Here is a 10,468-nt window from a genome sequence, read left to right on the forward strand (position 1 = left end):
CCGGGCTGAACCTTGCCGTGCAGGCCATTCGCCCGGCCCAAAGCGCAAGTCTGCCCTGTCGGGCGCCCGATAGCCAGAACGCGTGGAGCCGGAACGGGATCGGACCGTGCGGGGAGCCCGGTCATCCTCACCTATTCGCGGCGCGCGTCCGCGCGTTCGAGCGCCGCTTCCGCGACGGCGGCCTCGTCGCCCTCCGCCCCGGCCTCCGGATCCCGCGCCGGCCGCTCCAGCAGGCGTTCGGCCGCCTCGCGCCGGTCGTGGCCGATGATGTCCCGGGTCTCGGCGTTGAGCGCGCGGGCCGGGCGCTGGGGTGCGGTCAGCGGCTCGGGCTTCAGCTCGGCGGGCGCGGCGCCGCGCAGCCAGCCGCTGCCCTCCGGGAGGGCGCCCGCCTGCTGCAGCACGAGGCGGGCGATGTCGCGCTTGCGCACGTCCTCGACCCGGGCCGCCGCGGCCTCCGCGGGCAGGCCCAGCCCCTCCAGGGTGGCGCGCCCGAACTGGAGCGCCGATTCGGAGGTCTCGCGCAACTGGAAGTCGACGTCGCGGCTCATCAGCTCGACAGCGTGCATGCGGTCGTAGGCGCGCACGTAGGTGCGCACGCTCTCGAACTCCTCGTGCACGATGTCGACGATCTTCAGCGCGGCCTCCGCGTCGTCGATGCAGATGCAGACGAGCTCGGCCCGGCCGATGCCGGCGGCCCGCAGCACGTCGAGGCGCGTGCCGTCGCCGTAGTAGATCCGGAAGCCGAAGCGCGAGGCCGAGCGGATCTGCTCGACGTCCTTGTCGATCACCGTGACGGCGATGCCCTCCGCCAGCAGCACCTGGGTCAGGATCTGGCCGAAGCGGCCGAAGCCGATCACCAGAACCCGGGTCTCGGCGCTCTCGATCACGTCGGTGGCGGGCAGGTCCGGATCGCTCGAGCGGGCGCGCAGGGCATCGAGCGCCTTGTCGAGGCCCTTGGCGGCCACCGGTCCGACCAGCATGGTGAGCGCGGCGAGCGCCACGGCGAAGCGGGTGCTGGTGGCGTCGGTCAGCCCCAGCCCCTCGGCCTGCGGCAGGAGCACGAAGGCGAACTCGCCGGCCGGCGCCAGCACGGCGGCGCCTCGCAGCGCGTCGAGGGGGCCGGAGCCGAACAGGCGGAAGAGGGCGGCCACCAGCGCGACCTTCACGAGGATCGCCGCCGCGGTCGCCCCGAACAGAGCCGGCCAGACCGCCTTCACCAGCGCGCCGTCGATCGACATGCCCACGCTCATGAAGAACAGGCCGAGCAGCATGCCGCGGAAGGGCTCGATATCGGCCTCGAGCTGGTGGCGGAAGTTCGATTCGGCGAGCAGGATGCCGGCCAGGAACGCGCCCATGGCCATCGAGAGGCCGACCTCCTGCATCAGCAGCGCGGTGCCGAGCACGACGAGGAGGGCGGCGGCCGTCATCACCTCGCGCGCTCCGGACGCCGCGAGCAGGCGGAAGAACGGGTTGAGGCCGTAGCGCCCGACCAGCACCACGGCGACGATCGCGCCGAGCGCCTTGGCGGTCGAGAGGGCGGCGTCCCCCAGCCAGGGCGCGTTCCCGCCGCCGCCGGCCGAGGCGAGGAGCGGCATCAGCGCCAGGATGCCGACGACGGCGAGATCCTGGAACAGCAGCACCGCGAAGGCGCGGCTGCCGTAGGCGGTGCCGAGATCGCCGCGCTCCTCCAGGAGCTGCAGCGCGACGGCGGTCGCCGAGAGGGCGAGCGCGATGCCGATCACCGCGCTCGCGCCGAGGCCGATTCCGGCGAGCAGCCCCGCGCCGCCGAGCACCAGCGCGCAGAGGACGAGCTGGAGGGTGCCGAGGCCGAAGATGTCCCGCCGCATCGAGACGAGCTGCGAGAGGTGCAGCTCCAGCCCCACGATGAACAGGAGCAGCACCACGCCGATCTCGGCCACGCTCGCGGCGGTCTCGGGCTCGGCGATCAGCGAGAGGCCGGAGGGCCCGATCAGCACGCCGGCCACGAGGTAGCCCAGCACCGCGCTCTGCCCGGCAAGGCGGAAGAGGGGCACGCCGATCACCGCCGCCGACAGAAAGGTCAGGACGGGCGGAAGGAAGCTCGCATGTTCGGCAGGACTTGCCATGGCCGGCGGGTGACCTCGGGCTCGGTGCGGATGGCGGCCCGATCCTTAGCGCGGCCGCCGCTCCGGCGCGAGCGCCGGGCGGGTGCCGTCTGTCACGCCGGGAGCTCGGGCAGCCGGAAGGCCACCAGGGTCATGTCGTCCCGCCGGGGCTGGCCGCCGCGGTAGGCGGCCAGATCCTGCTCCAGCCCGGCGAGCTGCGCGTCGAGGCCGTCCGCGGCGCGGGCGAGAAGGCGCTCGGCGACGCCGCGCTGGCCCAGCAGTCTCGGCCGCCCGCCGGACGCGCCGCCCGCTTGGCCGCCCGCTTGGCCACTCATCGGGCCGCCCATCTGGTCGGTGACGCCGTCGGTCATCAGGTAGAAGGTGGTGCCGGGCTCCACGGGCACGCGCGTGTCGGCCTCGGGCAGCGCCTCCCGCCCGGTGCGGGGATAGCCGAGGCCGCGCCGGCCGCCGCGGATCTGCGCGACCGTCCCGTCCCGGATCGCGGTCAGCGAGAGGCCGGCGCCGGCGAAGAGCAGGCTGCGCTCGGCCGGATCCCAGACGCAGATGCCGCAATCGAGCCCGTCGTCGGATTCCGCGCCGCGCCCGTCCTGGCGGAGCTGCGTGCGCACCATCGCGTCGAGGCCCGCCAGGATGGCGGCGGGCGAGCGCAGGCCCCGCTCGTGCAGCAGGCGGTCGAGGGCGGTGGCGACGATCAGCGTCAGGAAGGCGCCGGGCACCCCGTGGCCGGTGCAATCGGCCACCACGATCACCGAGAGGCCGTCGACCTCCTCCAGCCAGTAATAGTCGCCGCCCACGAGGTGCAGCGGCTCGTAGAGGACGGCGAGATCGACGCGCGCGGCGAGGGCCCCGCGCTCCGGCAGGACCGAGGCCTGGATGCGGCGGGCGTAGCCGATGCTCTCGATCACCTGGCTGTTGGCGCGCGCCAGCTCGGCATGCGCCTGCTCCAGCGCCTGGAGCAGACGCTTGGCCTCGTCGCCGCTGCGCAGGCCCTCGACCATGCTGTTGAAGGCCTGGGAGATCGCGTCGATCTCGTTGCTCGGCCGGTAGGCGCCGCCGAGATCGACCGTGGTCCAGTGCTTGTGCTCGACCTTGCGCATCGCCACGAGGAGGCGCTTCAGCGGCGCGACGACGTGGCGGCGCACGGTGCGGGTGAGCGTCGCCACGAAGGCCAGCATCAGCACGAGGCTGGTGCCCAGCGCCAGCAGCGCCTGCCGCTCGGCGTTGTCGCGCAGCTCCTCGGCCGAGAGCACCACCGTCAGGCTGCCGGCCTGGGTGGTTGCCGTGTCGGGCGCCGTTCCCACCTGCGCGCTCACCTGGACGCGGTTCCAGTCCCGCCCGTGCGGCGGCTCGCCCGCGCTGCCGACGAGCGTGCCGGTCCCATCGCGCAGGGCCGCGTAGCGGAAGGCGGGATCGCGGGTCAGCGCCTGGAGCTGCGGCCCGAAGATCTCGGGCGCCCGCTCCCAGCCGGGCCGGGCGATGGCCGCGGCGCTGAGCGAGGCCAGGAGGTTCGCCCGGTCGGTATAGAGGCGGAACTGGTCGGTGTAGTTGACCCAGGCGATCCCGGCCTGGGTCAGCAGCACCACCGCGGCGATGACGGGGTAGATCCGCAGGAACAGGGTGCGGGTCAGGCTGTCGAGGTCGCGGCCCCGCGCGGCCCCGCGCAGCGCGCCGGGCGCCATGATCCCGCTCGCATCCGCCCCCGACTCCGCGACGTCGGCGAAGCCGAGATGGTCCAGCATGTCCTCGCGGCGCATCGGCCCGGAGCCGCGCAGGCCTCCGCGTCGGGCCGCCGGGGCGGGGGTCTCGGCGAGGCTCATGGATTTCCCCTCAGATCGCGCCGGACCCTCTCGGCAGGGAGCGGTTCGGCGGGCGTGGCGGCGCTCAGACCGGTCCGGGCGCGGCGGCGGCGCGCACCCGGTCGCGACCGCCGTTCTTGGCCGCGTAGAGCGCCGCGTCGGCCCGCTTCAGGGCCTCGGCCAGCGGCTCGGCCCGCCCGGAGGCCGCGAGTCCGATGCTGACCGAGATCGCGAGCGTGCCCCGCTCGGTCGGCACGGCCGTGTCCGCCACGGCCCGGCGCAGGTCCTCCGCGAGGGCGAGGCCCTCGGTCGCCCCGGTCTCCGGCAGCAGGATGGCGAATTCCTCGCCCCCCGTGCGGCCGAGGGCGTCGCCCGGGCGCAGGACCGCCCGGCAGGTCGCCGCGAAGGCGACCAGCGCCGCGTCGCCCGCCGCGTGGCCGTGGGTGTCGTTGATGTGCTTGAAGCGGTCGAGGTCGAGCATCAGCAGGCAGGCGCGGCCCGTGTCGCGCGGCCAGATCAGCTCGGCGACCTCGAGGAAGCGGCGCCGCGACAGCGCGCCGGTGAGGTGGTCGGTATCGACGAGGCGGCGGAGCTCCGCCTCCAGGCGCGTGCGGTGCTCGATCTCGGACGAGAGCGCCGCATTGAGGGCCTGGAGCTCGCGCTGCTGCTCGGCCATGCGCTGGTTCGCCCGCTGCAGCTCGAGCTGCATGCGGTCGCTCATCCGCACCAGACGGCGCTGCTCGCGCGTGCCCCGGCGATAGGCGCCGGCGAGTTCCTGCACGCCGTCCGCCATCTCGGAGAGGCGCGTCAGCATCACGTCGGCGCGGCCGATGATGGCCTCCTCGGCGTCGAACAGGCTGAAGCCGTCGTCGCGCGCCAGATTCCCGGCGGAATCCCTGACGGCGTCCTGGGCGCGCTTGAGCGCGGCGGCGCGGATGCCCGGCATCAGACCTGCGCCTCCATCACGAGTTCGAACGTGGCGTGCTCGAAATCGGCGGCGAAATCCTCGCCGGCCTCCGCGATCGTGTCGTCGCCGTCGGCGTAGAGCCAGCGGATCGTTACCGGGCGGCCCGCGGCGGCGGCGTCCTCCAGCGGCATGAACAGGTTCATCAGCGCCTTGGCGCTCGACGAGTTGAAGTAGGCGAGGCCGACCTCGACGGTGAGCGGGGCCTGGCCGGGATCGGCCAGCAGGCCGCGCAGGGCCTGCAGCAGCGGCCCGTAGAAGGCGGCGGCATCCTCCGGGTAGGATTCGCCGCGCAGTGACAGGCGGCCGGCGGCGAGATCGAAATCGACCTCGGGCGAGCGCTCGGTCGCGGCAAGCTGGATGCGCGTCATCGCCGGCTCTCAGATGTAGGCTTTGAGGCAGAACAGGCTGCGATCGGTGCCGATCGCCTGGAAATCGTACTCGACCGGCGCGCTGGAGCGCCGGGCGATCTCGATCAGCCCGATGCTGCCGCCGAGGCTGCCCTCGTCCGGGGCTTGGCGCAGCTTCTCCCGGTAGAACCGCTTCAGCTCGTCACCCGTCAGACCGGCGATGTGGTCGAGCCGCTCGCGCAGGCGCGGCACCTCCGCGTTGCCGACCTCGTTGCCGCAGACCACGAAGAAGCGCTCGCCCTCGGTGCCGACCACGATCATGCCGCTGCTGACCCGGCCGGGCTTCGGCTCGGCCTCGGGCTGGATCCGGTCGGCGGAGTAGCGGATCACGTTCTGGGCCTGCTCGACGAAGATCGAGAAGACGCGCTTGGCCACGCCCGCGTCAGTCTCCTCCTGACGCATGCGCAGCTTCAGCACCTCGCCGAGCGAGAACAGCACGTTCTCGGAGATGTCGCCGCCGAAGGAAAGGATCACCCCGTTGCGCCGGGACGCCTCATGGAAGGACAGGAAGTCTTGGGCGAGCACGGAAGCCTCCGCGAGCGGGGTCTGCGCGCCAGTGCGCCCCTCGACCGGACAGGTTCCAAGTTCTAACCGCGACGTCTCAACGAAATCTTACTGCGCGATCACGGGCGCGTGAGAGAGATATCGAGCGCAAGACTTCGAAAGCACAGTAAAAGCCTACGACAAAGGCAATATGCACAAAAATTGCGCTTGAAACAGAAAGGAAGGGAGAATTCCTACGTGTTCCACGCAACGCACGAGCCGATCCGTCGCCACTGCACCGTGCAGGGCGGCGGATCCGCGTTCGGGCGGGGCGTCCGACTTGTATGTCCGCGCCCAACAACAGTGTCAGGACGATGAGACGCCGCCTCAGTCGCGGCCGGCTTCCTTGCGCAGGGCGTCGATGCGCTTCGAGGCTTCGGCCTTGTCGAGATCCGGGTCAAAGGCCTCCGGCTCCTTGGCCTCCTCCGACAGGGTCTTGAGGTAGGAGGCCTGTGCGCCGGTCATCGGCTCACCGCCGGTGGTCCATTGGTCCGGGTCCTTGATCTGGTTGGAGACGTCCTTCGGGTCGGTCTTCGGGTTCGGGTCCGCGTCCTTCGTGTCGGCGGTGTTCTTCGCGGCGGCCTTCGCCATGAGGGAACCTTTCGTTCTCGAAATGTTCCTATTAACGCGGCCCCGGGGACGCGGTTCCCCGCCGGCCGCGCGCCGGCGGGGGATAACGGTTCAGGCGATTCCGGTCAGGCAGCCTGGGCCTTCGGCTGCACCTCGGCGAGGTAGTCGTCCATCAGCGTCTTGGTGAGCGCGGCCGGGGTGAAGCGGTAGGGGCCGATCTCGGAGACCGGCGTCACCTCGGCGGCCGAGCCGGTGATGAAGCACTCGGAGAAGTTCGCCATCTCCTCGGGGGCGATGCGGCGCTCGACCAACTCGATGCCGCGGCGGCGGGCGAGCTCGATCACCGTCTGGCGGGTGATGCCGTTGAGGAAGCGGTCGGCGGTGGGGGTGTGGATCACGCCGTCCTTCACGAAGAAGATGTTGGCGCCCGTGCACTCGGCGACGTTGCCCTCGAAGTCGAGCATCAGGGCGTCGGCGTAGCCCTTGTTCTCGGCCCGGTGCTTCGAGATCGTGCAGATCATGTAGAGGCCCGCCGCCTTCGAGGCGCAGGGCGCCGTGCGGGGATCGGGCCGGCGGTACTCCGCCATGTCGAGGCGGATGCCCTTCATCTTGGTGGCGGCGTCGAAGTAGCTCGGCCATTCCCAGGCGGCGATGGCGAGATGGATCGTGTTGCCCTGGGCCGAGACGCCCATCATCTCCGAGCCGCGCCACGCGACGGGGCGCAGATAGGCGTCCTTCAGCCCGCTCGTCTTCAGGACGAGCTGCTTGGCCGCCTCGATCTCCTCGACCGAGAACGGGATCTTGAAGTCGAGGAGTTCGGCCGAGCGGTGCAGGCGCTTGGTGTGCTCCAGGCTCTTGAAGATCTGCCCGCCATAGGCGCGCTCGCCCTCGAACACCGACGATCCGTAGTGGAGACCGTGGCTGAGCACGTGGATCTTCGCTTCCCGCCACGGCACCATGGCGCCGTCGAACCAGATGGTGCCTTCGCGCTGGTCGAACGGGATGACGGACATCGGCAGGGTCTTCCTGGTGGCGGCCCTCCGGGGGGGCCGGGCATGTCTGGCGGAACGCGGGGTGCGCCGGGTGGGGCGGATCCGTCAAGGGACAAATCCGCTGAGCTGGATCGAGCCGGCCGAAGCATCGGCCCAGGTAGGGTTGACGGGTACCAACCGGGCTGAAATATGTCAACGAGGCTGACTTATATCGGGATCCGCAGAGACGTGACACGCGAGCCGCCGCGCGCAGACACGACCGTCGAAACCTCTGCCGGCATGCCGGACGGCGGCGCCTCGGGCGCGGCCTGCAGCAGCGACGACCTGATCGAGCTCCTGTTCTTCGCCTACCGCGATTTCGTGGGCGATCCCGACCGGATCCTGGCCCAGTACGGCTTCGGCCGGGCTCACCACCGGGTGCTGCACTTCGTCGACCGCTATCCCGGCCTGACGATCGCCGAGCTCCTCGACATCCTGCGCATTACCAAGCAGAGCCTCAACCGCGTCCTCAAGGACCTGATCGAGCAGGGCTACATCGTGCAGCGCACCGGCACGAGCGACCGGCGCCAGCGCCTGCTCTTCTGCTCCGGCACCGGGGCCACGCTCGCCGCCGAGCTGACCCGGGTGCAGGCCCGGCGCCTTGCCCGAGCGCTCGCCATGCCGGGCGGCGCGGGCGGCTCGCCCGAGTCCTTCCTGCTCGCGATGATCGAGCCCGACGAGCGCGCGGCGGTGCGCCGCCTGATGGCGCGGCGCGGCCAGGGCGTCGGCGAGGGCGTCGGCCCGGTCGGCGGCGAAGCCGGCGATGCGTTGGACGGCAAGATCCTCGGGCAGGACGCCGCCTGATGGGGGCCGCGCGGCCCGAGCTGCCGGAATCCGCCCCGCACGTGCTCGTCGTCGATGACGACCGGCGCCTGCGCGAACTCCTCTCCCGCTACCTCGCCGAGCAGGGCTTTCGCGTGACCAGCGCGGCAAGCGCGGCCGAGGCCCGGGCCAAGGCCCAGAGCCTCCTGTTCGACGCGATGGTGCTCGACGTGATGATGCCGGGAGAGAACGGTTTCGACTACGCCCGTAGCGTGCGCGAGACCTCGCGGGTGCCGATCCTGATGCTGACCGCGCGCTCCAATACCAACGACCGGGTGATGGGCCTGGAGATCGGTGCCGACGACTACCTGCCCAAGCCCTTCGAGCCGCGGGAGCTGACGCTGCGGCTCAGCAACATCATCAACCGCTCGCTGGCGGCGCGGCCCGCCAACGGCGCGGAGCCTGTCGGCTTCGGCTCCTTCGTCTTCCGGCCGGACCGGGGCGAGCTGCGGCGCGGCGAGGAGGTGATCCGCATCACCGAGCGCGAGCGCGAGCTGCTGACGATCCTGGCCGCGGCGGGCGGAGGCAACGTCGAGCGCGAGCAGCTCTCCGGAGGCGTGGGTGCGGCGGCCGAGCGGGCGGTCGACGTGCAGATCAACCGCCTGCGCCGGAAGATCGAGGTCGATCCGGCCAACCCCCTGCTGCTTCAGACGGTTCGGGGCGTGGGATACCGGCTGGCGATCGATTAGCCAGCTCCGCTGCTCGCGCGCTCCGGTATATCCACCCGCAGCAGCAGCGCCACGGGGATCAGCCCCACCAGCACGATCAGCAAAGCCGCGACCGTGCCGTCCTCGTAGGTGCCGCGGGCGGCCTCGCCGTAGAGGTGGGTTGCCAGCGTCTCGACGTTGAGCGGGCGCAGCAGCAGGGTCGCGGGCAGCTCCTTGGCGCAGTCCACGAAGACGAGGAGCGCCCCGCTGAGGAGCGCCGGCCAGGCGAGCGGCAGCTGGATCCGCCGGAGCGTGCCGAGCGGCCCGTGCCCGAGCAGCCGGCTCGCCTCCGGCAGGGTGCCGGGCAGCCGCGCCAGCCCTGCCTCGCTGGTGCCGACCGCGATGCCGAGGAAGCGCACGAGGTAGGCGGTGACGAGGGCGCCCCCCGTGCCGAGCCCGACGAGCGCCGGGGCAACGCCGAACAGCGCCCGACCCGCCTCACCGAGGGCGCCGTCCGCCAGAGCCAGTGGCCCGAGCAGCCCGATCGCCAGGATGGTGCCGGGCAGCGCGTAGCCGAGCCCGGCGACCCGGATCAGGGCCGGCCCCCAACTCTTGCGGGCGAGGAGGCGCGGGCTCGCCGCCACCAGGAAGCCGATGGCGGCGGCGATGAGCGTGGCGATGCCGGCATACAGCACCGTGCTGGCAATCTCAGCCGGCAGGCGCTCCGGAATCCCGGTCCGCAGGATGCGCGCGGCGGCACTGTGGCCGAGGAAGCCCGCCGGGATCAGGAAGCCGCACGCCACCGGCAGGAGGCCGAGGGCGAGCGCCGCCGCGCCGGCGGCCCGCGAGAGCGGCAGGCGGGCCATCCGGCGGGGCCGCTGCGCGGCGGTGGCGAAGCTCCGGCCCCGGCGGGCGCGCCGCTCGGCCGCCACCAGCACCATCACCAGCGCCAGCATCACCAGGGCGATCTGCGCCGCGCCCGCGAGGTCCGAGCGGTTGATCCAGGTGGCGTAGACCTGAACCGTGAGGGTGCGCACGCCCAGAAACTCGGCCGCGCCGATGTCGTTCAGCGCCTCCATCAGGGCGAGGCTGGTGCCCAGCGCGATCGCCGGCCGGGCGAGCGGCAGGGCGACCCGGCGGAAGGTGGTGGCGGGGCGCCCGCCGAGCGTGCGCGCCGCCTCCATGAGGTTGGCTGCCTGCATCCGGAACAGCGCCCGGGTCGGCAGGTAGACGTAGGGATAAAGCACGAAGCCGAGGAGCAGGATGCAGCCCGGCAGCGAGCGGATCTCCGGGAAGGCGAGGTCGCGCGGGCGCGTCAGGCCCAGGAGATCGCGCAGGGTGGACTGCACCGGTCCCAGCGGGTGCAGCAGGTCGAGATAGGCGTAGGCCACGATGTAGGTCGGCACCGCCAGCGGCAGCAGCAGGCCGATCTCGAGGAGGCGCCGGCCCGGGAACTCGTAGGCTGCCACCAGCCACGCGGTTCCGGTGCCGAGCACCGTCACCATGGCGCCGACGCCGAGCAGCAGGGCACCTGTCTGCCACAGGGCCTGCGGTAGCACGTAGGCCCTGTGGCAGACAGG

Annotated in this window: 10 protein-coding genes; 2 read left to right on the plus strand and 8 right to left on the minus strand. The window is 72.1% G+C overall.

Going from position 1 to position 10,468, the window contains the following annotated elements:
- Positions 1-131 precede the first annotated feature (131 nt).
- The 7 genes from MFF54_RS16240 to MFF54_RS16270 form a co-directional block, all read right to left on the minus strand.
- Entirely contained in the window at positions 132-2,105 is a 1,974-nt protein-coding gene (locus MFF54_RS16240) for a monovalent cation:proton antiporter-2 (CPA2) family protein (RefSeq protein WP_238303880.1), read from the minus strand.
- A gap of 92 nt (positions 2,106-2,197) precedes the next feature.
- Positions 2,198-3,922, minus strand: coding sequence for a PP2C family protein-serine/threonine phosphatase (locus tag MFF54_RS16245; RefSeq protein ID WP_238303881.1), 1,725 nt, complete (start codon positions 3,920-3,922; stop codon positions 2,198-2,200).
- 64 nt (positions 3,923-3,986) lie between these two features.
- Positions 3,987-4,847 (minus strand): GGDEF domain-containing protein, encoded by an 861-nt coding sequence (locus MFF54_RS16250; RefSeq protein WP_238303882.1) that lies wholly within the window; start codon positions 4,845-4,847, stop codon positions 3,987-3,989.
- A complete protein-coding gene (locus MFF54_RS16255; RefSeq protein WP_238303883.1) occupies positions 4,847-5,236 on the minus strand; it encodes a DUF1987 domain-containing protein in 390 nt (129 codons plus the stop codon). Before MFF54_RS16255 ends, MFF54_RS16250 begins: the two co-directional genes overlap by 1 nt.
- A gap of 9 nt (positions 5,237-5,245) precedes the next feature.
- The gene (locus MFF54_RS16260) at positions 5,246-5,800 is read right to left on the minus strand and encodes a SiaB family protein kinase (protein WP_238303884.1); all 555 of its coding nucleotides are present in this window, start codon (positions 5,798-5,800) and stop codon (positions 5,246-5,248) included.
- Between the two features lie 345 nt (positions 5,801-6,145).
- The gene (locus tag MFF54_RS16265) at positions 6,146-6,409 is read right to left on the minus strand and encodes a DUF3072 domain-containing protein (RefSeq protein ID WP_238303885.1); all 264 of its coding nucleotides are present in this window, start codon (positions 6,407-6,409) and stop codon (positions 6,146-6,148) included.
- Positions 6,410-6,513: 104 nt separating this feature from the next.
- Complete coding sequence (locus MFF54_RS16270) at positions 6,514-7,401, minus strand: branched-chain amino acid aminotransferase (protein ID WP_238303886.1); 888 nt, start codon at positions 7,399-7,401, stop codon at positions 6,514-6,516.
- 258 nt (positions 7,402-7,659) lie between these two features.
- On the opposite strand from MFF54_RS16270, the gene MFF54_RS16275 reads away from it, so the two are divergent.
- Positions 7,660-8,223, plus strand: coding sequence for a MarR family winged helix-turn-helix transcriptional regulator (locus MFF54_RS16275; RefSeq protein ID WP_238303890.1), 564 nt, complete (start codon positions 7,660-7,662; stop codon positions 8,221-8,223).
- Entirely contained in the window at positions 8,223-8,930 is a 708-nt protein-coding gene (locus tag MFF54_RS16280; RefSeq protein ID WP_238303887.1) for a response regulator, read from the plus strand. The genes MFF54_RS16275 and MFF54_RS16280 overlap by 1 nt, the downstream gene beginning before the upstream one ends.
- Here the strand turns inward: MFF54_RS16280 and MFF54_RS16285 are convergent.
- Positions 8,927-10,468 (minus strand): ABC transporter permease (locus MFF54_RS16285; protein ID WP_238303888.1); only part of this gene is annotated, 1,542 nt, incomplete at its 5' end. The two genes, MFF54_RS16280 and MFF54_RS16285, sit on opposite strands and share 4 nt — an antisense overlap.

It is taken from the genome of Methylobacterium gregans, assembly GCF_022179245.1.
GTDB lineage: Bacteria > Pseudomonadota > Alphaproteobacteria > Rhizobiales > Beijerinckiaceae > Methylobacterium > Methylobacterium gregans.

What these genes read in the sequence shown, in the direction of transcription:
- MFF54_RS16255 (WP_238303883.1), bottom strand. Translation starts at nt 5,236, where the DNA reads ATGACGCGCATCCAGCTTGCCGCGACCGAGCGCTCGCCCGAGGTCGAT.
- MFF54_RS16250 (WP_238303882.1), bottom strand. Translation starts at nt 4,847, where the DNA reads ATGCCGGGCATCCGCGCCGCCGCGCTCAAGCGCGCCCAGGACGCCGTC.
- MFF54_RS16270 (WP_238303886.1), bottom strand. Translation starts at nt 7,401, where the DNA reads ATGTCCGTCATCCCGTTCGACCAGCGCGAAGGCACCATCTGGTTCGAC.
- MFF54_RS16240 (WP_238303880.1), bottom strand. Translation starts at nt 2,105, where the DNA reads ATGGCAAGTCCTGCCGAACATGCGAGCTTCCTTCCGCCCGTCCTGACC.
- MFF54_RS16275 (WP_238303890.1), top strand. Translation starts at nt 7,660, where the DNA reads ATGCCGGACGGCGGCGCCTCGGGCGCGGCCTGCAGCAGCGACGACCTG.
- MFF54_RS16265 (WP_238303885.1), bottom strand. Translation starts at nt 6,409, where the DNA reads ATGGCGAAGGCCGCCGCGAAGAACACCGCCGACACGAAGGACGCGGAC.
- MFF54_RS16280 (WP_238303887.1), top strand. Translation starts at nt 8,223, where the DNA reads ATGGGGGCCGCGCGGCCCGAGCTGCCGGAATCCGCCCCGCACGTGCTC.
- MFF54_RS16245 (WP_238303881.1), bottom strand. Translation starts at nt 3,922, where the DNA reads ATGAGCCTCGCCGAGACCCCCGCCCCGGCGGCCCGACGCGGAGGCCTG.